This window comes from Pseudomonas versuta (assembly GCF_001294575.1).
Classification (GTDB): domain Bacteria; phylum Pseudomonadota; class Gammaproteobacteria; order Pseudomonadales; family Pseudomonadaceae; genus Aquipseudomonas; species Aquipseudomonas versuta.
This window is the reverse complement of sequence record NZ_CP012676.1, coordinates 1,639,486-1,665,784: the sequence shown is the minus strand read 5'-3', so window position 1 is coordinate 1,665,784 and position 26,299 is coordinate 1,639,486. Positions and strand designations below refer to the sequence as shown.

At 55.8% G+C, this 26,299-nt stretch carries 31 protein-coding genes and 1 pseudogene; 5 read left to right on the top strand and 27 right to left on the bottom strand.

Features of this window, described 5'->3' with window-relative positions:
- Positions 1-80: 80 nt before the first annotated feature.
- Genes AOC04_RS07510 through AOC04_RS07500 form a run of 3 tightly spaced genes read right to left on the bottom strand, consistent with a single transcriptional unit; the run spans position 81 to position 4,964 of the window.
- A complete protein-coding gene (locus AOC04_RS07510) occupies positions 81-3,911 on the bottom strand; it encodes a TipJ family phage tail tip protein (protein ID WP_060692036.1) in 3,831 nt (1,276 codons plus the stop codon).
- 56 nt (positions 3,912-3,967) lie between these two features.
- Positions 3,968-4,564: a tail assembly protein gene (locus AOC04_RS07505; protein ID WP_060692033.1), complete on the bottom strand. Its 597-nt coding sequence runs from the start codon at positions 4,562-4,564 to the stop codon at positions 3,968-3,970.
- 55 nt (positions 4,565-4,619) lie between these two features.
- Positions 4,620-4,964: a hypothetical protein gene (locus AOC04_RS07500; RefSeq protein ID WP_060692031.1), complete on the bottom strand. Its 345-nt coding sequence runs from the start codon at positions 4,962-4,964 to the stop codon at positions 4,620-4,622.
- Between the two features lie 86 nt (positions 4,965-5,050).
- On the opposite strand from AOC04_RS07500, the gene AOC04_RS07495 reads away from it, so the two are divergent.
- Positions 5,051-5,512 carry a hypothetical protein gene (locus tag AOC04_RS07495; protein ID WP_060692028.1) on the top strand — a complete coding sequence of 154 codons (462 nt, stop codon included), beginning with the start codon at positions 5,051-5,053 and terminating at the stop codon, positions 5,510-5,512.
- A 118-nt stretch (positions 5,513-5,630) separates the two neighbouring features.
- Positions 5,631-6,128 (top strand): hypothetical protein, encoded by a 498-nt coding sequence (locus AOC04_RS07490; protein WP_060696898.1) that lies wholly within the window; start codon positions 5,631-5,633, stop codon positions 6,126-6,128.
- Positions 6,129-6,252: 124 nt separating this feature from the next.
- On the opposite strand, the gene AOC04_RS07485 is transcribed toward AOC04_RS07490, so the two are convergent.
- From AOC04_RS07485 to AOC04_RS07425, 13 genes are all read right to left on the bottom strand, one after another.
- Positions 6,253-6,567: a helix-turn-helix domain-containing protein gene (locus AOC04_RS07485; RefSeq protein WP_060692026.1), complete on the bottom strand. Its 315-nt coding sequence runs from the start codon at positions 6,565-6,567 to the stop codon at positions 6,253-6,255.
- Positions 6,568-6,659: 92 nt separating this feature from the next.
- Positions 6,660-7,169 (bottom strand): type II toxin-antitoxin system YhaV family toxin, encoded by a 510-nt coding sequence (locus AOC04_RS07480; protein ID WP_060692024.1) that lies wholly within the window; start codon positions 7,167-7,169, stop codon positions 6,660-6,662.
- 2 nt (positions 7,170-7,171) lie between these two features.
- On the bottom strand, positions 7,172-7,372 hold the full coding sequence (locus tag AOC04_RS07475; protein WP_060692022.1) for an AbrB/MazE/SpoVT family DNA-binding domain-containing protein: 201 nt from the start codon (positions 7,370-7,372) through the stop codon (positions 7,172-7,174).
- Between the two features lie 566 nt (positions 7,373-7,938).
- Positions 7,939-8,694 carry a C40 family peptidase gene (locus tag AOC04_RS07470; protein ID WP_060692020.1) on the bottom strand — a complete coding sequence of 252 codons (756 nt, stop codon included), beginning with the start codon at positions 8,692-8,694 and terminating at the stop codon, positions 7,939-7,941.
- Positions 8,695-8,696: 2 nt separating this feature from the next.
- Complete coding sequence (locus AOC04_RS07465) at positions 8,697-9,449, bottom strand: phage minor tail protein L (RefSeq protein ID WP_060692018.1); 753 nt, start codon at positions 9,447-9,449, stop codon at positions 8,697-8,699.
- Between the two features lie 11 nt (positions 9,450-9,460).
- Entirely contained in the window at positions 9,461-9,796 is a 336-nt protein-coding gene (locus AOC04_RS07460) for a phage tail protein (RefSeq protein ID WP_060692016.1), read from the bottom strand.
- 3 nt (positions 9,797-9,799) lie between these two features.
- A complete protein-coding gene (locus AOC04_RS07455) occupies positions 9,800-13,183 on the bottom strand; it encodes a phage tail tape measure protein (protein WP_060692014.1) in 3,384 nt (1,127 codons plus the stop codon).
- A 4-nt stretch (positions 13,184-13,187) separates the two neighbouring features.
- Positions 13,188-13,451, bottom strand: coding sequence for a DUF1799 domain-containing protein (locus AOC04_RS07450; RefSeq protein WP_082363668.1), 264 nt, complete (start codon positions 13,449-13,451; stop codon positions 13,188-13,190).
- Between the two features lie 53 nt (positions 13,452-13,504).
- Positions 13,505-13,894, bottom strand: a complete 390-nt coding sequence (locus AOC04_RS07445; RefSeq protein ID WP_060692011.1) for a phage tail assembly chaperone — start codon at positions 13,892-13,894, stop codon at positions 13,505-13,507.
- A gap of 9 nt (positions 13,895-13,903) precedes the next feature.
- Positions 13,904-14,551 carry a phage tail protein gene (locus AOC04_RS07440; protein WP_060692009.1) on the bottom strand — a complete coding sequence of 216 codons (648 nt, stop codon included), beginning with the start codon at positions 14,549-14,551 and terminating at the stop codon, positions 13,904-13,906.
- A gap of 68 nt (positions 14,552-14,619) precedes the next feature.
- Positions 14,620-15,036, bottom strand: coding sequence for a DUF4128 domain-containing protein (locus AOC04_RS07435; protein ID WP_060692007.1), 417 nt, complete (start codon positions 15,034-15,036; stop codon positions 14,620-14,622).
- Positions 15,033-15,629, bottom strand: coding sequence for a hypothetical protein (locus AOC04_RS07430; protein WP_060692005.1), 597 nt, complete (start codon positions 15,627-15,629; stop codon positions 15,033-15,035). The genes AOC04_RS07435 and AOC04_RS07430 overlap by 4 nt, the downstream gene beginning before the upstream one ends.
- Positions 15,626-15,994 carry a hypothetical protein gene (locus tag AOC04_RS07425; RefSeq protein WP_060692003.1) on the bottom strand — a complete coding sequence of 123 codons (369 nt, stop codon included), beginning with the start codon at positions 15,992-15,994 and terminating at the stop codon, positions 15,626-15,628. Before AOC04_RS07425 ends, AOC04_RS07430 begins: the two co-directional genes overlap by 4 nt.
- Positions 15,995-16,018: 24 nt before the next feature.
- Between AOC04_RS07425 and AOC04_RS07420 the strand changes: the two genes are divergently transcribed.
- A complete protein-coding gene (locus AOC04_RS07420; protein WP_060692001.1) occupies positions 16,019-16,318 on the top strand; it encodes a hypothetical protein in 300 nt (99 codons plus the stop codon).
- A gap of 4 nt (positions 16,319-16,322) precedes the next feature.
- On the opposite strand, the gene AOC04_RS07415 is transcribed toward AOC04_RS07420, so the two are convergent.
- The 4 genes from AOC04_RS07415 to AOC04_RS07400 form a co-directional block, all read right to left on the bottom strand.
- On the bottom strand, positions 16,323-16,826 hold the full coding sequence (locus AOC04_RS07415) for a DnaT-like ssDNA-binding protein (protein WP_060696897.1): 504 nt from the start codon (positions 16,824-16,826) through the stop codon (positions 16,323-16,325).
- 62 nt (positions 16,827-16,888) lie between these two features.
- Entirely contained in the window at positions 16,889-17,452 is a 564-nt protein-coding gene (locus AOC04_RS07410) for a hypothetical protein (RefSeq protein WP_060691999.1), read from the bottom strand.
- A gap of 47 nt (positions 17,453-17,499) precedes the next feature.
- On the bottom strand, positions 17,500-18,465 hold the full coding sequence (locus AOC04_RS07405; RefSeq protein ID WP_060691997.1) for a major capsid protein: 966 nt from the start codon (positions 18,463-18,465) through the stop codon (positions 17,500-17,502).
- Between the two features lie 12 nt (positions 18,466-18,477).
- The gene (locus AOC04_RS07400) at positions 18,478-19,206 is read right to left on the bottom strand and encodes a hypothetical protein (RefSeq protein WP_060691996.1); all 729 of its coding nucleotides are present in this window, start codon (positions 19,204-19,206) and stop codon (positions 18,478-18,480) included.
- A 129-nt stretch (positions 19,207-19,335) separates the two neighbouring features.
- On the opposite strand from AOC04_RS07400, the gene AOC04_RS07395 reads away from it, so the two are divergent.
- A complete protein-coding gene (locus AOC04_RS07395; protein WP_060691994.1) occupies positions 19,336-19,833 on the top strand; it encodes a hypothetical protein in 498 nt (165 codons plus the stop codon).
- Between the two features lies 1 nt (position 19,834).
- Here the strand turns inward: AOC04_RS07395 and AOC04_RS07390 are convergent, their stop codons facing one another.
- From AOC04_RS07390 to AOC04_RS07375, 4 genes are read right to left on the bottom strand one after another with little or no spacing between them, the layout of a single operon-like run.
- Positions 19,835-20,920: a phage minor head protein gene (locus AOC04_RS07390; protein WP_060691992.1), complete on the bottom strand. Its 1,086-nt coding sequence runs from the start codon at positions 20,918-20,920 to the stop codon at positions 19,835-19,837.
- Positions 20,895-22,310 (bottom strand): DUF4055 domain-containing protein, encoded by a 1,416-nt coding sequence (locus AOC04_RS07385; protein ID WP_060691990.1) that lies wholly within the window; start codon positions 22,308-22,310, stop codon positions 20,895-20,897. The genes AOC04_RS07390 and AOC04_RS07385 overlap by 26 nt, the downstream gene beginning before the upstream one ends.
- Positions 22,307-23,794, bottom strand: coding sequence for a terminase large subunit (locus tag AOC04_RS07380; protein ID WP_060691988.1), 1,488 nt, complete (start codon positions 23,792-23,794; stop codon positions 22,307-22,309). The genes AOC04_RS07385 and AOC04_RS07380 overlap by 4 nt, the downstream gene beginning before the upstream one ends.
- Before the next feature lies 1 nt (position 23,795).
- On the bottom strand, positions 23,796-24,404 hold the full coding sequence (locus AOC04_RS07375) for a hypothetical protein (RefSeq protein WP_060691986.1): 609 nt from the start codon (positions 24,402-24,404) through the stop codon (positions 23,796-23,798).
- Between the two features lie 104 nt (positions 24,405-24,508).
- On the opposite strand from AOC04_RS07375, the gene AOC04_RS07370 reads away from it, so the two are divergent.
- Complete coding sequence (locus AOC04_RS07370) at positions 24,509-24,733, top strand: hypothetical protein (RefSeq protein WP_060691984.1); 225 nt, start codon at positions 24,509-24,511, stop codon at positions 24,731-24,733.
- Between the two features lie 155 nt (positions 24,734-24,888).
- On the opposite strand, the pseudogene AOC04_RS24445 reads toward AOC04_RS07370, so the two are convergent.
- The 3 genes and pseudogenes from AOC04_RS24445 to AOC04_RS07360 form a co-directional block, all read right to left on the bottom strand.
- Positions 24,889-25,081 (bottom strand): annotated as a pseudogene (locus AOC04_RS24445) (putative metallopeptidase); the annotation flags it as partial.
- Between the two features lie 505 nt (positions 25,082-25,586).
- Entirely contained in the window at positions 25,587-25,931 is a 345-nt protein-coding gene (locus tag AOC04_RS07365) for a hypothetical protein (RefSeq protein WP_060691983.1), read from the bottom strand.
- A complete protein-coding gene (locus AOC04_RS07360; protein ID WP_060691980.1) occupies positions 25,928-26,254 on the bottom strand; it encodes a hypothetical protein in 327 nt (108 codons plus the stop codon). The genes AOC04_RS07365 and AOC04_RS07360 overlap by 4 nt, the downstream gene beginning before the upstream one ends.
- Between the last annotated feature and the right edge of the window lie 45 nt (positions 26,255-26,299).

Below are 26,299 nucleotides of genomic sequence, written 5' to 3'. Positions count from 1 at the left end.
TGAGCCAATGAACCGAGGAAGGTTATCCGTGATATCGACGATCAGTTGCCCTTGCGCGTTGAAGCATTGAAAACCTGCCGTCATCCCCATATCCCCATGCGCACACGCAGAGTTCCTGCACTATCAAATACTTGAATCACGTTATTGTTGATCGTTAGCCGGCCACCTCCCTCAACGACTCCGTTAATCTCAAGCCCTCCTGCCTTATCCAATCTCCATCCAGAAATACCAGGTACATAATTGATTGAGCTGATGTACTCACCAATTTTGGCATTGGTAATCGTGCCGTCCTGAATAAATGCCGACTGCATAAACACCTGCCCGTTCTGCACCACAAACGGCGTAAACACCTGACCACCCGCCAAAGCGCTAACTACTGCGAAGCGATCGGCACTGACCAGAAACTGGCTCTGCGTCACACCCTCAGCATTGGTTTCGATCCCCAGCCCGATGCCCGCCGTGACCAGTTGCCCATTCGCGTTGACCTGCATTTTTACCGACCACATGGTCGAAAGATTGCCTTCGAGGTCTGCCTGAGCCTTGCTGAGTGTTTCAACTGCAGCGGTGTTCTCCCCTGCTACCGCCTGGAGTGCATCCGTTTTCTGCGTCAGGGCCTTGTCCGCATCAGCCAGCGCAGTCGTTTCAGACTTGAAGGCCGCCGCATTGCTATCAACTTTGGCGTCTAGCTGAGTTACGCGTGACGCCATCGCTGACGTGGCGTTTGCAGCTGCTGTGGAAACATCGATAATGCTCGCTGCGTTCTGGCCTACCTTGGCCTCAACCACGTCTGTCCTGACTGACTGAGCAAAGTCACGCTCGGCAATCGCGGACATGATCGACCAGACACCCGCTGAAGAAGTCTCATCGCCGGCGCTGCCGCTCTCATCCCCTGCGGAGCCGGAGTCGATAAACGCGTACACGCCCTCCACCTTTTCTGCGGTGGCCGTGATCTTGCCATCGAGGGTTTCAACTGTACCCTTGAGAGAACTCAAGCCGCCGGCAGTGGCCTCAAGTCCCGTTTCCGGATCAGTGACCTTGGCGTTGATCGCACTGAGCTGCTCGGCCTGAGCCGTTATCTTGCCGTCCTGTTCGACGATGCTGGCCGAGTTCTTCTGCACCTGGAGCACCAGGGCATTGGTGGTTTCGGCCAGCGTGCCCATATCGAGCCAATAGGTCGCGTCGGGCGGTGGATTGCCGGTGGTGGCTGCGATCGCCTGAAACAGCCGATTGCCCAGGCGCACTACTTCGCCCGAGGTATAGGACTTGGTGTTGTCGTACTCCAGCGCGTCAGTGATTTCGCCAATCAGGTCTTCCAGTTCCTTTTTGGCAGCATCAAGCCGGTCACTCACAGACCCTGGGCCGGTACCGTCAATCAATTCAAGCCGGTCGAGCAAGTGTTTGCCCAGCTCGGTCTCGCCGATTTTGCCGGCGATCATCTCCAGAATCGGACCCGCTTCAGCACTGGCCTGACCCATCACCCCGTCTTTGACCGGGTAAAACGGTCCAATATTGCCAGTGCGATCCACCAGTCGCGCCCAGAAGAAGAACTGCGCGCCCGCGGTCAAACTCTGCAGGCTGTAATCATTTTGCGGGTAGGCCAAATCCGACAGCTTGGCGGCACTTTCCAGGCTATTGGACGGGCCGTACCAGATCTCGGTCCGCTGGGTGTCTTCTGCACCTGGCGGGAAGCCCCACTTCAACCCGATCTCAAAGAGCCTGCTCTGAGCGGTCAAATAGCTGACAGCCGGTGGCAGGCCCTCTTTACCTTTGAGGTGAGTCAGCTGCGACGACTTCCAGATCGAGGAGATATCGAACGCGCTGACCGCACGCACCCGGGCCAGATAAGCACCCGCGTAGATGCCGGTGACATCCACACTGGACGACCCCGTGCGCTGCACCGTGATCCAGTTTCCGCTGTCCTTGCGCCACTCAACGTCATAAGCGACGGCACCTGCCACTGACTCCCAGGCAATGGTCATGGTGGTCACTGCCAGGCCTTGAGCAATCGACGAGTTCGACGTCAGTGTGACACTGGCCGGCGCCGGCACCACGGTGATCGGGATCACGCTGATGGGGCGTTCTTCCAGTCGGGCGCCAGTGTCGATATGCGCGAACTTGCTCGGGTCATACTGCACGGCCGAGATTTCAAATACGCCGGGCTCTGGTCGCGACACGCTGGTGACCCGGTAAAGCGGTACCGCGAGATCGTCAGCGTCCAGGCACCAGACCAGTTCCGGTTCAGGCGCGACGGAGTACGCAGTGGTGACCGTAACTTTGCGCACACTGACCAGCTGAATCGTGCGGCCTTCACACTTGCCGTCGGGCAGGTTGAGGATCAGGCGATCGCCGGGTTTGGCCGAGGTATCGCGGTCCAGGGTAATGACCTTGCCGCCAACCGCCGCCACCAGTCCGCCCACTGGCCGACCGGCGATCAACTCGTCAGCAATCGGGATCACATACCCCGGCAACGGGATGCGCCCGGCCAGCCCTGTTCTGAACGTCACCGCCCGATCCTTGGCGTTGGTTAACAGCGCCCATTTACCTCGGCGCTGCGCCTCGGACTCACGAGTACAGCCTATGGCACTTATTTCCAGCGGGTTATCTCCATAGCGACGCTGTAGCTTGCTGTCAGTCACAGCTGTGACGTCGGTGTCGTAGTTGTTGGCCGGGTTGTCGTAGCTGATCAGTGCGCGACTGTAGCGTGTGCGTTCCGAGGCACTGCCATAGGTGAACTTGCCATCAATGACGTTGGCCCGGGTGTAGGCAAAATCGAAGTCGGTTGCCCGGGGCATATCTGATAGCGAAACGACCTGGCCCTGCGCCCAGTAGGTCATGCCGCGGTAAATCGCAGAGATGTCCCGCAGCAGCGTCCAGGCATCTGCTTTGCCTTGCAGGTTCAGGTTGCAGACAAACCGCGGCTCCATCCCGCCCTTGCCGTCCGGCACAAGCTGATCGCAGTACTGAGCGATGCGGTACAGCTCCCACTTGTCGACCTGCCACGGCTTGATCCGGCGGCCGAGACCGAAACGATCGTTGACGGTAATGTCGTAGGTCATCCAGACCGGGTTATCAGTCCATGCCTGTTTGAAGGTGCCATCCCAGATTCCGATGTAGGACCTGGCGCGAGGATCGTAATTGCTCGGCACTGACATTTTGCGTGCATCACATTCAATCGTGATCGCCGGGATATTGCGGAACTGTTCGGCAGAAAACTCTATGTAGAGCAGCGCCGTATTCGGGTAGCGCAGCTTTGCATCGATAACCTCGGTGAAGCCGGCAACCTGCATCGTGTCGGCGATTTTGTTGTTGTTCTGGTTCACAGTGATGCGAGTAACGCGCAGCAGCCAGCCGCTCGACGCCTTGGGCAAATCAATACGCCGAGTACGTTCATAAGTGCTGGTGGTCTTGCCGTCTGCTGCCTCACTCAGAACCTGCGTGTAAGCGCCGCCATCCGTGGCCAACTCAACCTTGTATTCGATCCGGTAGCCGTTGATGTTCCCGTTGGCATCAATTGACTGCAGCATCGGCCAAGCAAAGCGAAGACGCACAGCGGAAAGTTGGATATTGCTGATAGCCCGTACCCACGGCGTGCCGCTACGCAGCTCAATGCCCAGGCTGGTCTCATTCTCAACCGAAGGTATCCCAGGGATGTAGGGCTGCTCCACGGAGCCGGTGCGCCACTCCCACTTCACATTCGGAAAATTGAGATTGCCTTGCTCGTCCTGCAGCGGAGTGTTGTCGAGAAAGATGTTTTTGGCCGTAGGCGTCCCGTCAAACTCTCCCTCGCCCACTGCAATTAGCATTTTCGCCAGGGCAATAGAGCGCAGGCTGTCCGGGGCTTCAGTCGGGGTCTTTGGCTTATCTGATCCACCCTTGGCACCGTGGATATCAATTAGCTGTGCTGCGCCCATGCTTTTCTCCAGGCAATAAAAAACCGCCTCATGGGCGGTGCGGTGTTCGTGAGTTTCTATATCTGGTCTTCGGCGTAGATGGCGGCACTGATGATTGCCCCACCCCATCGTCGGCGGCCGTAGCACAGAGACACTGGGTTGCCGGAAGCCGTGGTGTTTTTGGCGCTGCCGAAGGCGTAGCCAGGAGTATTTTCGGGGGCTGCGCTGGTTTTGAGACCACCAGCCTGAGGGCTGAGCATTTGGATTACGCCGCCAGCGACCATGCCCACCCCTGTTGCGAAAAGTCCGGCGGCTACCGGCGGCGCCCAGAAGGTGAAGAACGAAGCAGCAATAAGTAAAGCGCCAACAACTGTTTGTAGTACGCCAGCGCGCTTGCTGCCTGTAATTACCGGCGCAATGCGAATATCACCGCTGCCACTGTAACTCAGCTCCTTTTCATCGATGTTTTTAGACCCTCTGAAAATAGCGAACTCCATTCCTCTGGACTTGGCATTTGAGAGAAATCTCTCGAAGCCTGGAACCTGAACGCATAAGGCTTTTACCGCCTCAGCGGGTGAGCGGACACTGATCTTAAATTCTCGACCAAACTTACGAAGTGCACCATATAGCTTGATGGTTGTAAGGGGTTGGTATTCCATGGCGTGCTTCGACATAGCTTTCTCCAGACCATAAAAAACCGCCCGAAGGCGGCTTGATGTTGTTGATCGCTTACAGGCAGTCACGAACCGCCTTCTCGATAGCTGCTCGACCGTAGCCGGGAGCCCAAGACAAGCGTTGGTAGAGCACCACGTTACTCCCGGTCTGAGAGCGATTAACTTCGAGGAGTTCCTCGGCGGTCGTGTCGGTAGCAACGATCAGCCTGTAGCCGGTCTCGGTTTCAGACATCGCTGCTCCTGTGCGGGCATCCTGCCATTTAGGCATGACGCAGAGGGCATACTGCTTCGGCGCTTTCGAGGATGCGGCGCTGATGCTCGGCTTCCCGCTCTTTAGATCGCCGGGTGTTGAACACCCCGCCAACAGCCCCACCACTAGAGCGCCTATCAAAATTCGCATGTCGTTCCCTTAATTGATTTGGCGGGACTTTAGCATCAGCAACGCTGTCATGGCAGAATGCCCCGCCAACAATAACGGAGCCTGTGATGAGACCCTTCGCAATAGCTGCACTGATGCTTCTGCTCACAGGATGCGTGTCAAAGGTCGTTGAGTACACTCCGGCCAAGATCAGCCCAGAGCAGGCACGCTCAGTAATTGAGCAGGTGCTGATGGAACAACCTCTCAAGACCAGGCCGGAACAGGTTGTGTTTACTGATGAGTACATCGGCTACGGCAGCGGCATACTTTCGACCACCAGCGGCTTTGCCAGTGCAGTCCCTCTCGGTGGCGTAGCGATAGCAGCAGGTAGCTCACGAACATCGTCGAAAGCCGTTCAGACTCGTATTTACTACAACTCAATCGGTAGCGTGGCCCTCTACTCGAAGCGCGGCCGATGGGTTGTACAGACCCGGAGCACTGGCGGGAACGTCATGAACAGCTCTCTTGTAGATACACAGAAGAAAGCTGAGCGTTTTGTGGATGCGATGGTGTCTTTGAAACGCGGATAGCAAGCGACCAAACACAGAAAGCCCAGCATTTAGGTGGGCTTTGTCATATCAGAACGCCGGAGCAGAGATATGGTAGGAGACGCCAACATTTTCAATGTGCGCAGATGGTCGAAGAACTATGCAAGGTAAATACAACCCAGCCATGCTCTTGCCCGCACTACGTTTGTTCATCGATGCAAGAAATTCAGCGATCGCTACCGGCTTTACTGACAATGGTGGCGCGATCCACTCCGTAGAACGAATACTCGACATACTTTGTCAGCGTGTAAAATACCCCTACCTTAGACATACCAACAGCCTGAAGAAAGATTTGAGAGCTGAGTGCAGTGTTGAGGCTCACCACGCCAGAGAACGTGGGGAAAAGGTGCTAGTTGAACATGTAATGCCACAACGAGCTTTTGCTCAAGAAGTGATCCGGCTAGTAACCAGCAACATCACAGACGAAGGAATAATTTCCTTCATTCAGGAAAATTATCGCCTAGTACTTTTAACTCCCCAGGAAACAACTGCTCTTAACAGAGTCAATAGGTCGCGAATCACGCCCGACCGGTTGACTGAGGCTGGGATTTTGATTTTTCACCCGCCGCCTCCTGCGTCTCGCGAGGAGGCAGAGTAGACGTCACTCCAGAATCATAGTGCGGCTATATAGTCAGGTTATTGCTCATCACCTCGCCTGAACGACAGCTATTCCTAATGCAAAAAGCCCAGCGCGAGGGCTGGGCTTCGGAATACGCATTAACTTAAATAGCGTTGAGCCGATCAACCATATCCGGGAAGCGCTGAACCAGCTTGATCAACAACGCAGCCTGGGCGTTCGGCTTTGACTTCGACTGCTCCCAGTTCTTCAGTGTGTCCGGGCTGGTTCTGATCTGCCGGGCAAACACTGGCTGGGACATGTGCAACTTTTCACGCAGAGAAACGATCTCTGCAGCAGTCACCTCGGGAGCCGGCATCGCCTCCACTTCGTACTGGCGAAGGGTGATCTTCCCTTCGCGATGTTCGCCCATCTCGTTCACGCCTTGCGTCAGCTCGGCAAAAAGATCGCGTCTTTTCATCTATCGTTTCGTCGCTTCACTTAGGATCGGATAGCCGCTTTCTACACAGTTCCCTTTCGGATGCTTTGACGTGGTACTTCATCCAAGTCCAATCATTCTTCTTCAGTGCCCGTTATTGAACTTTCGCACTCCAGGGAGTCAGATGCCGCCATCAACTCATTGAATGAGTTAGGCATTTTTCCACCTCTGATCATTGCAGTAAAAACAGCGTAGACATCCTTTTTATCACCCTCTTTACGCATCGTTCTTTCGTCATTCAACCAAGCATAGATGATAGTTTTAGGTGCTTCTGACCTAAACTGGAAGAACAAGCGGTAACGGGGAGGCATTCCCTGCTTCTTTACCCTGAACCAGTGCAAAAGATCACGCCCCAAAGTTTTACCTTGTCGGTAACACGGATGCGCTGGATTGGAAGGCACGTTTATTAGAATATTTGACGTAACTGCGTCGAAAAGCTTGTAAGCCGGATGGTGATGAAATCCATCCGGGTCGCTGGCAATGGCTCGTTCGATGGCTGCGGTGATTTCTTCCAGACGCGAAACGAACAACGGGTGGGCATAAAGGGCCCACCCGTTCTCGATATGAATCGTTCTTTCTGTCACGCTTAGCCTTCTTGAAGCTCGCGACGACGATTGTCGTCTGCATGATTGCGAATCGCTTGAATTCGCTGTAGCAAGCCGCGAGGGATTGGCTGAATCACCTCCGGATGATCCTTGATGTCCTGGTCAAGCAGATCCAGAAACTCAATCCCGGCTTGAAGCTCCGCCTTTCTTTCGGTAAACGAGACGACATTGCCTTTAGACATGACTTCTCTCCGCGTATAAAAATTCTGCAAATTTAGCAGGTTACAGGCTTACATCATCAGTGGCGTGCATGCCTTACCGCACATCTTCGTGTCCTTTATAGGATCACTGTAGATCACTATGGTTCACGAGGAGGGCATTTAACACCATCGAAGCGCCACAATCAAAGCTTGATAATGCATAGAAATGTAACCAATAGCGCTAAGCTGTATGGATCCCCAGTAACGCCTTTTTCAAGCAGGTAGTAGCATTCTGCCTTCATTCACTGCAGAAGCACAGATTATGCCCAAAGGCGACTTTCTAAAAGAAGCATTGAGTAACTCTCATCGCGGCCCCCATCAAACATCGGTTATCCGGTCTGCTATACGTAAAGAAATGAATCAATACACAGCCAAGGGAGCACTACCTGAAATACTGGACGTAGGAGCTATTTGTTGCTTTCTCGCACCACTTGACCAATCCCTTACTCCTAACAATGAAGAACAACTCCTAGCGTTTGCAGATTTTCTTTCTCACGTGGATACAGACCCATCAGTGAAGCCTACATATCAGTTAAAGGGAGCCTTGTTTACGGCCAGCCTCGGTATGTGAGCATAATCCTTGTTCGGTCGTGCCAAGGCCCGCCATAAACGATCACCTCAGACGGGCGCCCATACAGGTGGTGGAGCAAAAACGGCCCTGCCCCGAACACGCCCGACTCTTCTTCAGGCAGCTCCGGATCATCACCGAGATAAATCCCCGCATGATTCGGGTGAGCCGTTCGCCCGATTTCCATAACGATCAAATCGCCGCGCTGTGGCCGGTCGACCCGAACAAAACCTGCCGCCTCGTAATTGGCTTCGTACAAACTGATGTTGTCCGCACTCTCCCACCAGCCGTCCTTCCGCTTGAAATCTTCAAACTCCAACCCCCACTCACGCTTGTACCAATCCGCACATACCTGCCAGCAATCCCAGGCGCCATGAACGAACGGCCGTCTTAGCAGCGGCGTGTTTCCGGTCGGCGTATTAGTGCGCAAGTCGCCCTCAGGCCAGCTCAGAATGTGCCAAGGCAAGGCCGTGGCCTCGCACATGGCCAGATCATGCGGTGACGGCCGACTGGTAGCGTCCGGGTGAGAGTGGACAATGCCGATCACCTCACCCAAGTCTTCCGCCGCTGCGTAGTCCTCGGGATCGAGACGAAACTCCTCGCTTGGCTCGCTGGCAATGTTCCGACACGGGAAGTACTGCTGTTTGCGCCCGATTGCCAGCAGCAGGCCGCAGCACTCTTTCGGGTACTCGGCAGCCGCATGCGCCTGTATCGCGCTCAGGATGTATTTGCGCATGATCAGCTCCGGGCAATGAGGGACACAGCGGGGAATCCACCGTGGGGCAGCTCTTCGTTTTCGCCGAAGCGCAATTTGCAGGACGACAGACAGCCTTTGCAGATGTCCTTGCTGGGGTCGTCGGTCGGGACGTCTTCGTCATCAAACATCAGCCCGCCGGTGTAACTGCAGTCCGGCCCGCGATAGCCACCTGTCATGGCCCAGTGGCAAAACGTCGTCATTTGCCTGCCCGGCAACCCGTGGTTGTCGATCTCGCCCGGCGAGGACAGATCCCACTGCACCTGCTCGCCGTCCTCACCGGTCTTCTGGTCGATAAACCAGACTTCCAGAGCCTCTTGAGTCGGGTCGGCAGTCGGGTTGCCCTCAGGGAAGTTCTCCGCATCCAGGTACTGGGCCAAGGTCTCGCGCACAGTGAGTTTGAACTTGAGCAAGTCTTCGAACGCCAGACAAAGCGCTGTGATCCGGCCGCTGACATTACCCGCGACAAAGGTCGGGCGCGTCGCACTGCCGTCGCTCTCAGCACCAATACCTTCGATATTCACCGGCCAAGCGGCGTACTCGTTGCCTTGCCAGAAGATCGACTTGGCCGGCAAATCGCCCAGTGAGTCGGCTGCAGCGGCCAACTCTTCCGGGGTGTGCGGAATTGCATGCCCGTGGAAGCGCAATATATCTGCGCCATAATCGCTGCCATCGATTTCAAACAGGCGCACTTCGCCGCCGGGCTCCAGTTTCTGGATGTCCGTGATTAATGCCATTGGGGGTTACCTCAGGGGTGAAACGCTTGCTCAAACGTGGCCGACAGGGAATAGACCTGACCGCCACGGGGCGATGGTTTGTAGCCGTTGCACTTGTACAGACCTAGCTCGCCAAGCGGCGGCGTCCAGAGAAAAGCTTTTGCTCCTTGGTGTCGATCAAGAAACGCCATGATGGCTTTGATCCTCTCTTTGGGGCCGGTGTGCATGAACGGCCAGGTCTGGGATTTGTTGTTTATCCCGTCTGAAACAGACTGCTCGTAGTTATCGCCGAATTTCTTCGTACGAACACGCTGCCTGATCTCCCCCTCGCCTTTCTCGCTCTGCCAGATAAAGGTTTCGATCGCCATAAATCATCCTTTTACGTTGCGGCTACTGACTCCGCCCTGACGCCAAGATTTGGCAATTTCTTCCTTGGCTACGGTACGCATCCGCTCCTGCATGTTGCGCTGGAAAGCTTCGGTGTCGAGTTCTGCACCTTCCGGCCGGCCTGACTCTTCATCGGTCATCACCATGATCGGCAGGCTTAGATTGACCGTGGTTCCTCCACCACCGCTCATTGCAGCGATACCTGGGCCACCACCAGCATTCAGAGGTGTCACGCTGCCGCCCGCGGCACCTGTCATCAAGAACGACCTGCCACCCTGGTTAAAAAGCTCAGGTCCCTTCTCGTTCACTTCATACAAGGTGTTCGGCGCAACGCCACCACCCGCGGCACGGCCGCCGCCGTAGCTCACAGGAGCCAGATTCTCACTGAAACCCGATGTGCCTACGGTTGAGCCGCCACCTCCAAAGTACGAACCAAATGCGCTACCGATGAGACCGCTCAACACCCCTGAGGCGGTCTGCCGCGCAGCAATACGAGCCATATCCGCCAGAATCGACTTGGTGAAGTCAGCAAACGAGAGCTTGCCGGTCATGGCGAAATTGACGACTGCTTCTTCCATTGAGTTGAACGCGTTGCTGAAGAGAGCCTTCGTCTGGCCGGCAACGTCCCGGGCGCTGTCCAGATAGTTCTGGAAAGCCGAGGTAGCACCATTACGCCAGTCGCTTTGAGCAGCAGACATTTCCTGGTAGTTGCTGAGGGTGGTTTCCTTGAGGTCGGATTCGCTTTTGTTGATCGCGGCCAGTTTCTGGATGTACTCATCCGCGCTCATGTTGCGCGCGGCGTCAGCCTTGTCCCGTGCCAGATCCAGTCGTTGCTGGTTGGCCCGGTCTTCGATGCCGTTGAGTTCACCATTGAGTGCGTTCTGCCGATCACCTTGACCAACACCTGCCGCCGCACGCTGACCGGCCTGCTGTAGCGCTTGGTTCTGCCGCGCCAGTGCATCGATGTAGCTGTCGATCGCCAAGGTCTGCTTTTTAAGACGTCCCTCCTGATTGATCTCCAGCACCTTGAGCTGGCTGTCAGCATCCTGCTGCGCCTTAACCATATCGGTCCTGGCGTCGGCGATCTTCTTGTCCAGTTCGATAGCCTGAGCGGCTGTAGTAGTTTTTCTGGCTTTGGCCGACTCGAGCGCAGAAATCTCAGCCTCATACGCGGCTGTGATCTCGTCCTTTTCATTACCGATCAGACCCGCGCGCTTCCAGCTGTACTCTTCCTGCGAAACCAGGCCGGCCTTTTGCAGAGCATCCAGCTCTTTTTGGGCGTTGGAGTACTCGGCCAGAATGGTTTTGATGGCGTTTTGAGAGGCACTGAACTCGGTCAGATCGACAGCGCCGGCAGATGCTGCCTTGGGGTCTTTGAACTTTGCCTTGATATTGGCTCTCTGCCGATCAATTCGCGACTGCTCAAGCCTAGGGTCCTTGGGGTCGGCGGCACGGAATGACTCAAGCTCCCGATCAAGCTGCTTCAACTCCTCATCACGCTTCTGCTTGTTAGTGCGGAATGACTTTTCGCGAGCGTCGAAGGCGCGTTGAGAATCCTGGGCTTTATCCTGAATGGCCTGTGTTTTCGCTTGCTCGACAGCCTCTTTTTCCTTGGTATCGCGCAGCTTGGTAAGGGCTTTTAACTCCTTCTCGGCAGCCGCAAGCTTTTTGGCGGCATCAGTGTCATCCGGATCAGCATCAACCGCGCTTCGGCCATAGGCAACGATCTTGGTCAGCTCGGCTATTCTTTCCGATGATCCCGCATCACGACCAAAGTTTTTAACAGCATCGAGCGACTTTTTCGCCTCGTCAGTGATTCCCTTCCATGCCTTTTCGATAAAGCCCAGGTTGTCGGTAATCTGGCCAGATCGAGAGTTGATTGTATCGGCGTAGGTGTCGGTCAATAATTTGGCCGCACCAATATGATCGCCCTGCTCCTTTAGCGCGACGATCTGGGAGTAAACGGACGCCGTAAGGAAGTGGTACTGATCGTTGAGATCCTTGGCAGCGGCCACAGGGTCTTTGGCGATTTTGACGAATTCGGCAATCGTCGCATCGACAGACCTGCCAGTTGCATCTTCCATTGCGGCCGCAGCATCAGCGATGTCCTTAAAGCTATCACCGGCAATCACCCCGCTGCCCGCAAGCTTGGCAAGCGTGGCCGCCGCCTCGCCAGTCGTACCATTTGTAGCGCTGACCTGCTGGGCCAAATCAGCCAGTCGCCCAGCAGTCATACCTGCATAGCTACCAGTCAGTATCAGCGACTTGTTGTACTCGTCAGCCTCTTTACTACCCTGGTAGTAGCCATAAATCAATACCCCGACGGCGGCAGCCGCCGCAAGCGTACCTGCCACCAGTGCAGCCATTCCAAGCCCGACGGGGCCGGTGCTGACACTGAGCGCTTCCAGTGCCTTCTTGGCGTTTTCAGTGGACTCGGCTGCGGTATTGGACTTCTCAGCGAGATCGGAAATGCTCTCTCCGGCCTCCCCTGCGTTCTCAGCAACATCCTTGGACTTGTCCGCAATGCTCGCCAGCGACTCGCCCAAAGCAGCAGCGCCAGCACCGCCTGAGAACAGCGAGGAAATACCCGCGCCAGAGATACCGGCACCGATCCCAAGCCGGGCGATGGCGTGAAGACCGCTGCTCCAGTTGCCCGAAGACAACGCATTGATCAGTTGCAGGACGTTTTGCTGGGCGCCGCGGGTACTCAAGCCGAAACTGTCGGTGGCGTCTTTGGCTTTGACGGATTCGTCATTGAAACCTTTGATTTTCCCGCGAGCGGCTTCGATATCCGCCGAGTAGGCTTTAAACCCGTCCTTATCAATATTGCCCGCGGCCCGGTGCTGGTTGAGTTGACGCTGTTGTTCGTCGAGACGCGCCAGTGCTGCCGTGGTCGGGTTGATTTGACCCAGCAACTTCGCCAAGCCTTCTGCCTGTACGCCAGTTGTAGCAGCAGCCAAGCGACTGGCATCTGCTTGCTTGTCGACGGTGCCAACCAGTGCATCGGAGTCGGCCTTGAGTCTTCGATTAAGCGCGGCATAGTCGGTTGTGGTCGCACGGGCGGCGTCCATTGCCGAAGTGCTGGAGCTAACACTGGATGCCAGACTCTTCAGGTACTCGCTGGAATCCAGCGAAGCCCTGGCCATAGCCAGCAGTCGAACTTTCGCATCTTCTGTGCTTTCACCGAGCTTGGTTTCGGCGCCAGCCAATCCGGTTGCTGCCGTCGAAGCCTTAGCAAAGCTTTGGCCAATCCCTTCTGCAGCCTTTTCCGCTTTCTCGCCAGCCTGGGCGAACTTGTCGAGTTCGGCGCCGGCCTTGGTGACATCGCCGGTCTGGACTTCAATGCCGAGGCTAGCAATATCGGTCATGCCGTCATCCTTTGTTCATTTGCTCAGACATGGCGAGCATGGCTTCGGCCTCCAATACGCGAAGGTCAGGGAAGAGTTTGATGGTGGCTTTTTTGGTAAAACCCGAAAGGCTTGCCGTGTCGTAGATCGCCGAGTAGTCGAGGCCGGTCGCGCCGCATGCCCCTGTCCGCCACTGAGTGGTCATTGCTTCGAACAGCCGGAAGGCGGGCCAGTTGTCGGACCACACCTCAAAGGTGTCGTCGCAGTCGCCCGGGGAAAGCCCGAACATGCTGAGCTGCGTGGCCGAAATAGATGGCTCGTACAGAGCGCGACCGACCTCGATCAGTTTCCCAGGCGGGCCGGGTCGAAGGCCTGCTGATAGGCCTTGACGATGGCGTCCCCGGCGCCGGCCGATGTTTCGACCAGGGCCCGAATTGAAGCCTGGCTGAGTTTGTCATCGAACCCCCAACCAGCCACCAGCGCTTCGACTTGTTCGACCTGACGCTCGATACCTGCCTCGGTCAGGTCAACGATGGTCAGCTCAGCTCCCATCTCCTTGAACCGGGCCTCGTCGGCTTTCAAGGTTTCCTGCCAACTGAGAAACAGCGCAGCCAGCGCCTTGCGGTCGCGATATTTGAATTCAAACGGGACCTTGATCACCTGACCGCCCACACGCGGAATCTCTACGTCTGCCTTGAAGGTCGGGTTCTGTGCAATTTTGAACTTGGCCATAACTGCCCCTTACGCCATGTAACGAGTAGGTTCGGCCTGCAGGGCCAAGTTGACGGTTCGGGTCAGCACGTTGTTGCGCGCCACCGTTGGCTGCTTGGAGAACGAGGTGTAGGCACCATAGAAAATGGTATCGTTGCCCGGGAGGTTAAGACGCGCAGCTTCGATCTTGCGACCAGCGTCCGCGGCTTCCAGAACCTTCACAAAAGGCTTGCCCGGGTCATCGGCAATGGTCAACGTCATGCTAGCTGCCGATTTATCGGTAGGCACCTGGCGGCCTTGCTTGTCTTCCAGAAAGACCACATCCGTGTACTGCTGCTCGCCACCGGAAAACGCCACGTCGGAGACTTGCGGAATCTGCACCCATGTTTCGATCTTCTTCAGGGTTCCGCCTCCGGAGCCAGCCGGGAAGCTTTGCGTGTCCGAAGTGTCAATATCCTCAAGAGTGATCGACACCGCGGTCGCGGCTTTGACGCGCACCACTCGCCCATTAAGAGTGCTCCAGCCGGACTCGACCAACACGATATCACCCACTTCCAGATCGGCATCTGCCACGGTGGCCACAGCCTCGGTGGCATTACTGATTGCGGTAAACGCCAGCGCCGCAGCATAGGTGGCGGCGTGCTGGAATGTGCCGCCGTTGGGGAGTTTGTAGCCCATGGTTTTTACCTCTCTCAGAAATAACAAAACCCGCTCAAGGCGGGTTACGGAGTTGCCCAATGGGCGGGTTAAAAGGTGTCAGCCCGGTACTGAAACGACACAGGTAGCGCATAGCCTGTGTCTTCTTGTTGCTCAGGACCAGGCTCGACAGGGGTCATCACCAGCACCGTGAAGTCCCCCCGACTTAATCGATCATTGAGTGCAAACAAAGCAGCCAAGTCCTCTGCCAGTCCCTCGCCCGCACCGGTACCGATTCCGGCAGGTGTGACGATAGTGATTTGAAACAGCCCGGTATAAACCCGATGCTTCCCGGCGATGTCGTCGCTCCCTGTACGGGCAGGAATCGAGAAAGCCCGCAGGTAGATTTCGCCTTCAACAGGCTTGAATGCCACGTTTTGAAAGGCAATACGCAGCGCCGGCTTCTGCAACTTTGCCCAAGCAGCCAGTCGCGCCTCGAGTAGCGAACGGACGATCTTATGGCTCATGCCTGATTATTCCTGATGGCTTCTTCGACTATTTTCTGGAAGTTGGCCAAGGTGATACGCACCATGCCATTCGGCGCCTGTGTCGAGTGCCCGTACTCCAACGGAATGGCATACGGCAGAGAGTTGGTGATGTAAGCCGTCTCCCCTGAATTGAAATGCAAAGCACCGTTGACGATGCGCGCCATGGAACGACTACCACCTGGGTCGACCTGGTCCACCGTCGAGGTGTCAGGCGAACCGATACTGAACATCCAGTTACCGCGAAAGCGACCGCCGATGTAGCCCAGGGGAGCGCGTATTCCCATGCCGTCTTTGAGCTTCAGACCTCTCTTGAGGTAGCCCCGCCTATCGAAGTTTTGCGGGTTTTGGCGCAGGTTTTCATTGTGTTCGGCGACAGCCTGGTTGTACTCGCTACTGATCTTGTTGATCTTCCAGATATCAGAATTGCCTACAGGCGACATCGTGATAACGCTGTTGCCTATGTTGATGATGATGTCGCGCATCGCACCATCGATCGCACCTTTTGCGCGATCCGCGAAAGCCTGAATTTGAGCAGAGAAGCTACCGTTTTTACCCGCATAACGATTGCTCATGATCGCACCTGCAACTCGTAGAGAATTGGCGTTCCGGCAGGGTTGATTTCTTTCAGAGGGGGGATGATTGACCAGACGCGACCTTGAACCACTATTTTGTTGAGCAAGTCAGGCGCCCACTCCAACCCCTGCGCGGCGATCTTGAGCTTCTTGTCGCCCTGCTTGATGAGGCTGTTGCTCTGAAATTCTTGGCCGGTGAAGTCGAGCATTATTCCTTGGGCGATCTGCTCCAAAGTTTCGCCCGGCGATTCTCCACCCGTCTCGGGATCGTACTCGCCCGATTCCGTCTTGATGAGGGTCACGGGCTGGCCGAACTCCGGGATCATCTCCAGAGCCATTACGGCCATTTCTTCGTAAAATGCCATATCTTCGATAGCTCTTGGTACCAAATGAACAATCAACAAAAGGCCGACCTGATCGCGGCTGCATGTCACCGGTTACAGGCAGCCACCATTGCAAACTCAAGCGATAAGTTGCCCTTGAAACTCAAACTAAGGGATGTGATTGAGTCGGCGTTGTTGGGCACCCGTGCAGAGCCCAACATACGGACTATTTGTAATACCTATGTTCCTCTTTGCCTTCCATTTGACGCCCAAAATATGCTGGACCTGGCCGAAGAATGGCGTCACTCGGATTACCTTCCGAATTTAATACAAGGGAAAGCCTTCATCGAACAACTGGGTGTGTAGCGCTCTAACAGCGCACCGCATACAAGCCTCGTCGCTGTAAGTAATCAGCAAACTGAGTCGCACTGGGCCGGTCCGGTGCGGCAGGCAATAGCCGCTTGCTGGTACTCGGGATCGTTGCATATTCGCGTGTCACAGCCCCTTCAACACGCTCCAAGGTCACGGCCCCTTTGCGCTTTTCCACCGGGTCAATGTCGTCCTGATGGATCTCAGCTGCCAAGGCCAACTGCCCGTACTGGATACGCGCGGGTAGGTAATTGGCTGCCTTGTTCTCACCATCCAGATGCACTTCCCTGCGCGGCCAGGATAAAGCCTGCTCACTTCTTGTCTTGCGCCCCTTCCATGTCATGCCATCCATAGCCAAAGCAGCCCGACGCAACAATGCCTCATGCGCTGGAACGTCAGCAGGAATCACCACGCCAAATTTCACTGCGTACAGAGCCAACTCGTCGGCGGTTGCATAGCTTTCGGCGTCAGGCTTGCCGGTACCGTCCTCAATGATGAGCGTCATGATCCAACTCGCTGGAATGGATTTAAAAACTGGAGAGTCGGAAATTCCGACTCCTCGCATGATTAGGTCTTGGGCAGATCAGCAACGAGCTTTTCCAGTGCGTCTTTAGAGGCGTTGGCGCGGTAACTCACGTTGGCGGCGTCGAGCTTCGCCTTCAGCACTTCTATCTCGCCACCTTCGGCAGGCTTGAAAGCGTTTACCTCGGCCTTGAGCCTTTCGTTTTCCTGTGCAAGGTGATTGCGCTGATCTGCAAGCTCGTTTATCTGCAAGCGAATCACGTCGAGCGCATCAAACAGACGGATCGCGAGCTCGCCAGCCTCTGGCCGCTCCATCTCTCCTGCTTCAAGACCGACAATCAGTGTTCGAAGAGTGTCGCTTTCTGCGCGCAGCATGCCAATCAGTTCTGCCTGATCCAGCTGACAGTCGCCATCAACTATCAGCACCGGCGCACAGTCTTCTACCGCTACTTCGATGCCGACTGCCTCATAAGCAGCAACCACATTGGGCCAGTTGCCCATTACGATTACGCTGGTAACACCAGCTTCTGGCTTATCAAAGTGTTCCGGGTTTCGATAACGCTTGTCCGGATCGAAGCCCTGAAGTTGATTGCTGTAAGTCAGTTCCATGTATATCTCCAAGGCGGCCATCGCTGACCGCGCAATGAGTTTGGGGCTTAAGCGGCGGCCTCAGGAGGCGTTGCAGTCAGCTTGATCATCACGCCAGCAGTGACCTTGTTGCTGCCCGCGTGTTTGACCCAGTTGGCCGCGGAACCAACGGCAGCCAGAGTTGGGTTGGAACCGCCAGTAGTGGCTTTCCAGCTGTAACCCAGCACATCGATGTTCACGGTGCCTTCAGCGCGGTAAGCGATGCCGAGGTTTTCTTCGTCGTTCACTTCGTACGAACGGAAACCTGGAGCTTGGGATTCGGTGATCGTGATGGCGTTTGGCAGCAAGCCGAAGATCACGTCCACTGGGGCTTTGTCGGTCACCAGAACCGGCTTGCCAAGGGTGCCCGGCAGGCCGCCGTAGATCACGACACCAGCTTCTTCGTAGATCTTGTTGGTGATCGCTTCATCAACGATGTCGAAATAGGCGCTGGAGTGCATCACCCAAAGCGCGATGCGGCCGAACTTGTCGCCAAACTTGCGCATACCGCGAGTCAGCGTCTTTTTGCCGTCGGTTTCGATATTGGCTTCAACCACCATTTCAGCGTTGGAGCCGATCGCTGCGCGCAGGCCGGCAGTAGCGTACTCAATGAAACCTTCAAGGGTCGCATCGGCAACATCGGCACCTACGATCTGGGAGAACTCTTCGACCGGACGACCGCGGCGTTTGAAAGCCTCTTCGGTGGTCTGGTACGGGCCGTACTTCCAGGGAGCCTTAACGCCAACCGCTTCACCGGCGCTGATCTTCTTGGCGGTTACCTTGCCTTCAGAGTTGACGTCGCGGTGTTCCAGGGAACCATTGAGCTTGTAGAGGGCTCGCTTGCGGAAGTCGCCCTCGATCATCTCGTTGTCGAGCACCATCGCACCGTTGGAAGATGCGTTGAACACGTCCAAGTTATCCTGGACACGCTCCAGGTATGCGGTTTGCGCCTCATCGTTGTAGATGATCAGGTCGCTGTTAACAGTTGTAGCCATGGGTCAATCCCCTTACTTGGGCAATTGCAGGTATGCGGTTTGGCCGTGCTTGCGCTGGTAGTCGCGCTTCTGCTCGGAGGTCATTTCGGAGCGCTTGAATGCAGCCTTGCCGCTACCCCCGCCCGGGGCAAATGTGCCTGTAGCCCTTGGCCACAAGTGAGGTGCGCTTTCACGCAGAGATTCCGCCCACTCGAGCGGAGTCAGAGGGGTCTTGCCGTCTTTGCCGAGGATGGTCTGGCCGGAATCATCAACGGCGACTGCTTCGCCATCTTCGTTGAGGGTAAACACGCCCTTGGCGCGCAGGATGATGTCGTCGGTTGCTTCCGGCAGTGCGCCGGCCTTCAGTGCTGCGCCGCGGACCGAGTCGCCCAGGACTTTGCCCTGGAACTTGGCGGCGAAGGATTCTGCCTTCTCGGCGCGCTCGGTAATGGTCTTCAACTGCTTGTCGTAGTCACCCCGCAGGCGCTCGGTGCGGCGGTTGAAGACCTCGTCAACCTTGCCCTCGGTCAGCAGCTTGGTTTCTTCATCTTGGCCGGCGCGGCTGAGCAGGCCTTTGACGGCGTCGATATCGATGCCTTCAAACTGGGTCTCGAATTGAGTCAGCTTGGTGGAAGTGTCCTTCAGCTTGCCCAGCAGTTCGGTGTTCTTGGTTTTCAGCCCGGTTACGGAGGCTTCAACGGCAGTCGCGATAGCGGCCTTGATTGCCGGATTTTCCAGGTCGATTTCGTTTTCTTCTGCCACGTTGATGCACCCCTTGGGTATGGTCGGCCCGTTTTTTGGGCACAAAAGAACTCGCTAAGTGCGAGCGTGTTTAATTAGAATCTCGGTTTCACTTATGCTTAATAAAGTGAGCAGTCGGATAGAAATCCAATGAGCGAAGCAGCAAACTCCAGCAAATTCAGTATCATATTTCCCGTCGCGTGCACGCTGATTGGAGTCTTTGCCACAAGTACCTTTACTTGGCTAACAAGCTATCAAACAGCATCATTGAGTCAGAAGAACGCGTGCATCCAGCGGATAGACACACAGGAAAAACTTCTCCGGGAGAAAGGTGAGACTTTTCTTGCCGCAATGGGTGACATGCTCAATTATTCAATTTTTCCCAAAACCTCTACAGCCCGTGAACTTTCAGAGAATGCGGGCCCGCTCATCAAGGCAGGGATTGTGATGGCGGCATATGCCCCGCCGGAACTTGGACTCAGATCAATGATGATTTCCAACTCAGTTCGCGCGGGAGCTCTTGCCTCAATGCACAAGCTAGATGAGGACGCGGCGATGGAGACAATCGATGAGTCCTTTGGAAAGTGGCCCACAGCTTTCTACGATGCGCTAAATGCGCTCGATAAACAGCGCCAAAAATGTGAGTGACTCAGATCCCGGCTCGCTCAAATGCCAGCGGCTCTAGCCCCTTCATCTGCGCCAATGTCAGGGGGGCGAAGTTGCGATCCAGTTGTAGCTCTGCGAAACGCTCAACACTTAAGCCACCTTCACGGAACAGCCTAGCCCTGGTTGGCCCAAGGGCTTCGCTTTGGAACGCTGCTGGCTGCTGCTGAAGCCAGTGGTAATAGTCCAGGTCAGCACCTACTTGCTGACCTCCGTTGGTACCTACTGAAGCCCGCGTTGCGCCCTTTACGAACATTTCACTGAGCTTGGTGAGCAGAATGAAGGTTGTGCGGCAATTCGGGTGGAACGGGGGCCTTGGCCCGGCATCAACCTGAAACTTGCGCTTATCCATCGAGCGGCACAGCTGACTGGTCTTGCTGTCCAGCGTGGCAATCATCTGGATCTCAAGCACCACGTCGGTATTCGCCTTGGCCACCTCCATACGCGCCTGTGACGACACGTGCTGGATTGCTGTGTGCACGACCGTGCTTGCATTGCGGTTGGTGGTCGCCAGGATGCCATCCTTGTAGCCGGCCGCCTTGGTACCGCGAACGTTACGAATAATCTGGAAGTTCGTCCGCCCTTCGAAAAAGCCTTGCCGGATCGTGCCAGCCACACGCTCGCGCTCCGCGACGATCCAGCCCTTGATGAAGGTCTTAAGCAGCTTCCCACCAGCGGTACCACGCACACTGAGGGGATTCGTCAGAACTGCGGCGCGGATCGCAGCAGCAGTCGGTACCGCCATTTCCAATGAAAGACCCACCGGTGCGGATCTGACCAGGCTTGTAGCCTCAAACTCAGCCTCGTAGTTGGCAATGTCCACCAGGTCGAGATTTAACTGCGCGCTGTAGCGATCGAAGATAGCCAGCAGCAAGCTGTCGACTTCCTTCAGCAGCGCCTCGAGCCGCTTGACGTTGTACTCGGTCAAATCTGACTTGGTGAGCCTTTCACGTATTGCCCGGTCAATCTCCTTGAGGAAAGGAGCGAACTTAACGACCTCTCCTGCTTTCAGCTTTTCGAGGAACACCGCGTGCCGGATCGTCGCGTCAAAGATCGCTTGGTTTGCTGCCATTAGGTTGATCCTCATCATCCAGACCAAGACCATCGCCCTGCTCTTGCAGTTCGCTATCGATCTGCAGGTCTGTGCGCTCCGGGGCTATCAGACCAAGTTTGCGCAGGTAGGCCCGAAGGTCTGCTTTGGCGAACCCGCCGTTCTGCCACAGCCCAACCAACGCTGTGATCATCTGCGGATCAGCCGTCAGCTCCACGAACTCTTGGTTGATCTGATAGGCGACTTCCTCGGTAATGCCCATGTAAGCGCCGCACCACATGATTGCCTGGGTGTAAGCCTCACTGACGTTGGCTACGCAGCCGGCCAGAACGGATGTTGATGCGGACTGATCGCTGCGAGCCTCGGTAGCTGTCTTGGACGACATCGACGCCACAACCATTCGGGCGCCCAGCTCGATCATCATTTGGTTCTTGTCGGCCATGGCCTCTTTAACCAATGTGTTAGGCAGTGGTTGTGCATAGGCGAAGGCTCCTCCCGCGGGAAGCAACATCGGCGCCCTGGAGCCAACGTAGATGCCGTTTTTCTCCATATGATCGCGCCAGTTCTCATCAAGCCCCGAGATAAATGGCTGGGCCTGGCCACACCAGAAGACACTGTCTTCGTAGTCAGCGCTGTTGCGGTAATGCCCCAGATTGATCATGGCGATGTCGTAGAGCGGTGACTCATCGATGGTTGGATCGTTGTTCTGTGCACCAACGAAGGTGAACGGGATTTCTTTCAACCGTCCTGCAACACCCGTAGGGGTGAACGTATCGATAACCGCCAGCGGGCCACCACCTTCCGGCCCGGCTCTTTGCCAGACGCGGCAAACGAAGCCATCGGGCTCCAGGGCCAACTCCCGGTATTGCTCAACAGTCTTGTAACCAAACCCGTCAGCGACTTCTGGCGACTCCCGCAGCACAACCAGTGTCAGAACGTTGTGACCGTTCACCATAGCGGTGCGCCAATTGATGATGTCCTCGGCGCAGTACGACAGAATCACTGAGTGACCACCTGCCCCCTCGTCCTGGTGGTAATCAACGTAGAGACCATGACGACCAGCCTCAAGCACCTTTTCCAGCGTGCCTTGAGAGTGCTGATAAATGCTCACGCCAGAGCCGTTGGCGTTGTCCTGAAGGTACTCAAGCTTCTTCGGCGCTGTGAGGTTTGGGTCTTTGTGGAATGCCAGACCCAACAACCCGTTACGCGTGTGCCCCGTGGCGTTTTTGAATACTGCTCGCTCGCGATAGGCCTTGTTGCGGTCAGCGTTCTCAGGCGACTTGTCGTGAGCGTTGATGTACGGCAGCCGAGAGACAACACGGTGCTGACCTGCGCAGACATCGCGTACTGAAGCCCACCGATCCAGCACTTCGATGTATTCCGCCCGTTTGAAGGAGACGTCGTTGCTCATCGGGCGTATCCCATTTTGATTGATGTGACCGGCTTTCTCGCGCTCTTGGCGACAGCGAAGTACCGAAATCCGTCTGAGCCGTGAGAGGTCCAGTCGTGAAGCGGCTTGTCTTTCCAGCAGCCGCGCTTGTCGTCCCATTCCTTGCGATAGTTCTCAAGGCAGGCGATACCTTCCTCGCACTTCGATTCGTCGAACACGCACTTGGGCAGGATCTCGCGTACCTGCTCAATGCCATCGTTGATTCCGAGCTTCGGTACGACCTGAAACGACATGCTGTATTTCTGTCCGTCGATGTCGTAGCCCTCGCGGGCCAGCTCCCGGCGAGTTTTGGCATCACTGCCGAATTCCCGGTTATCAATGTCGTGTGGCCCCCAGTGCTCGGAGTAGGTGTACCCCTTACCCTTAAGCACCTTCATGTAGTGCCGCAAACCTTCGCCGCTGTTCTCGTAGTAATCGATGATGTGAAACTCTTCGCCTACCTGGCGCACGAACCAGATGGCCGTGGAGTCGCCGACGCCGATGTCCCAGAAGGTCATCACCGGCAAGTGGCTGTTGCTCGGGATCACGCCGATACGCTGCTGAGCGTAAAGCTTGGTCAGTTGCTGGGCGTAATAGGCGCCTTCGACCGACTGCTGGAAGGCTTCGACAGGGATCGATGGGTACTCCCGCTTCATGTCGTCGCCGAGCGTCTTCTCCTTGGCTGCGTACCAGGCGCGCTGGCCATCATTAGTGACGATCTCGTGCTTGACGTGCAGTTCGTTGAAATAGTCGGTCAGGCGCTGCGGGATGACCACGTCAGTTGGGTCAAGCCAGTAGGCCTTGTTCTTCCACCAGGAGAAGAAGAAAAACTTCCAGTCCAGCAGGCCCAGGGGAATACCGGCCAGTTGCTGACGCTCAGCGCTCTGCGAGTAATCGAAGAAATAGCCCGCCCGGCCCTCCGCCGTCGACTCAATCGTGACGAAGCAATCCGTGGCGACAGCCTCGAAGGCGCCGGTGACGATCTCTCGGGCCTTGTGAGGAAACTTGGCGCAAATCTTCCCGAACTCGGATACGTGCAAGAACCGTAGAGTCCCGCCCCGGAAGGATGTGGACACGTAGAGCGATCCGCCCTTGCTGAAGACAAGCTCACCAGCAGCATCGTTAGAAGCAGGGTTGGCAGCGCGTATCTCGGCAGGCAGGTTGTCATAGGCGTATTTGACCTTCTTACGGAACAGGCGCTTGGCATCGTTCAGGGTGTGAGCGATCAGGGCGCACTTGGCCGATTCGAACAGCGCGGCGTCGAGCTGGATGATGCAGCACTCTGTGGTGAAGCCAAGCTGGCGAGCCTTCAAGATGATGTTGCGGGTGTGCATCCCCTCGAAGTACTCGATCTGCTCGTCCGTCATCCGGAAGCGGACTTTCTTGCCCTGCTTGTCGGTGATGAAGTAGAGATTGTTGATCCGCCAACGCTTGTCCCGGAGCAGCTTCAAGTGCTCGGGCTTCATGTCAGGCTTCCTTCGATAGATCGTCCATCAGTTTCGAGAGTTCGTCGGCATCACTATTGCCGGTTTTGGTGTCGAGGTCATAGGCCTGGCGCTCCAGCGCGATCAGGGTCTTCAGCGTCTCAGCCATTTCCTTCATGGTCTTGGAGCGCCCGGGTAGGTCGATGATCTTCTGATAAAGATCATTGCGCCTGTCCTGGCCCTTGTCGTCCTCGGAACGCATCAACTTACCCAGTTCATCGAACAGATGACGGTTGTCGGTCAGGCCTTCCAGCTCATCCAGCAACTTGTTGGTGAGTCGCCGGCCGCGGGAGATGTCTCCACGGTGAGCCATGCGGATGCTCGCAATGACCTCTGCGTTGACCTCGATGATCTCTCTTTCAGTATCCGCCTGTTTGGTGGATACCAGAGTGGATACCGCGCGTTTGGATACCAGCGCATCAGCCTTGGCCTGGATCTTAGCTTTGAGGTTTCGCTCCCAGCCATCACGCTTTGCGCGCTTATTGATTGCGCCATGGGTGATGCCCTGGGTGGATGCGATCTCTCGGATGGAAAGCAACCCGGCCCGGTAGGCACGTTCGATTGCCTCCCAGTCGGGTTGTTTGATTATCATAAAATATCTCAGGTAGAGCTTGGGAGGGGATTGAAATGGTGGTGCTTTGCCGATATTGGTGAAGCCCCCCTACTGACTGGCAAGGTGAATTCATAAAGCTTGATGTGACGATCGAATATGGCGCCAATGCGATAGACATCCCAACGATGCGCGGCCTTTCGAATACTGAGTACATCTCTTACATCGATGGCGATGTTCTCTATGTTGATCACCACGACATCTTGAGGGCTGTTCTCGGTGACTATCCGCTAGCAACCTCATTTGACCAGGTCGAACACCTGATCACTTACCTGCAAGGTGTGGCGCAACGGATGCTCGACACAGAGTGAATCAACAGTGCCGCACTTACCTGCGGCACTCCTACCCTTTTCTGGTATCCGGCAGCACATCAACAAGCGCCAGCTCCTCGTCTGCTCACCAGCATTCTTACCGGACCGCCAGTTGCGGTATCACGCTTCTTGAGCATGCGCACAGCCTCAGCAGCACTAGACGACGCCCACGTGACTCGGATATCGGCATCCAATAGGTGGGCATGGTCTTCGTTATGGTTACTGTCGGAGTCGGTAAGAATCTGGGCTTGGAGCCATCCCCAAACATCGGAGGCCGGGGTCAAGCGGATACCAAAGTCGGACAGATCGGATAGGCCCAGCAATGGCGCTGGGGTATGGCCTCGTCATGGTCATACCCCATATTTCTGCAGGGCCTCGATGGGGCTTAGCGAGGCAGGAGAAGTTCTAAATCAAAAATCATAGGATTGAGCGGAATGTACACCAAACACATCCAGTAGCGATCCCAGCATCACAACGCCTGCGGTTACATTTCTAAACTTCGACTTGTTACCTTGGGTGCGTTTTTTCATCTTCGTCCCTCCATGATGGGATTTAGTAGGTGATGTGTTTCTCTTGTTTTCGCTAGGGGAAATTGAATCCCCTACCTGGTTTTCACATTTGCTGACGTTGGTCTGGTTAATGGTTACTGGGGCGTAGTTCCCGATCACCGTTGTAACAGGTGCCGTGGTGCAGGTCGTGTTCTGCCAGGTTCGCTCACTCCTATGATTTCTGTAGTGGGGACTTTACACCATCACCTCTTCAAGAATAAACAGTCGTAGCTTGATGTCACCAAGGCGCGCATCAAAAAACAGCCAATGCCGGCATATTGCCTTTTATGTGTTCAAGGTGCGGATTACTTGTTGGGTTGCTCGACACCTCCTGTTGTCCTGTCACATCGCAAGCAGTGCTCGCAGTGAAGCTTGCGGCAAAGCCATGCTTTGGTTTGTGGCCAGTACATGACCATGAACCAATGCCGGGTACCCGCCAGAGCGAGCGAGACATACAGCGTCGTCCCGGCAATCGTTGGCGAAAAGAACATTCGCTCATTGCGGGCCAGGATCGAGTAGCCACTCAAGGCAATCACCGCGTAGATGATCTTGCCCACCACCCCGTCGCGAACCTTCCCGCTCAAGATGCACCAGGTAGCCCATAGCGCAATGACGCCAGCGGAATAGGCGTTGATGTATTCGAGGATCATGGACCACCTCCCCCGAACCGCTGGCGGATCAACGCCCACAGATCAGCAGTTTTGATAGCTCGGGTTATCGCAGCAATCAGCGATCCGCCGAAGGTACCCAGCAGGAAGCCGACACCGGCCACGCTGCGAGGCTCATCAATTTCGAAGTAAGCACTGACTAGACCGGTCAGGTAATGAGCGCAGACAGCGCCCGAAAAGATAAATACAGCCCAGGCTTTACGGTTAACTAAGTCGTCTCGGTGCCACCAAGCGGCAGCTACAGCCCCGAGTAGCCCAGCAATTGCCCAATCGAGCTTGTCGAGCATGCGGTGAAAAAAATCCATACTCGGACCTATTGACGATGGCTGAGATTTTGAAGCAGGCTCAAA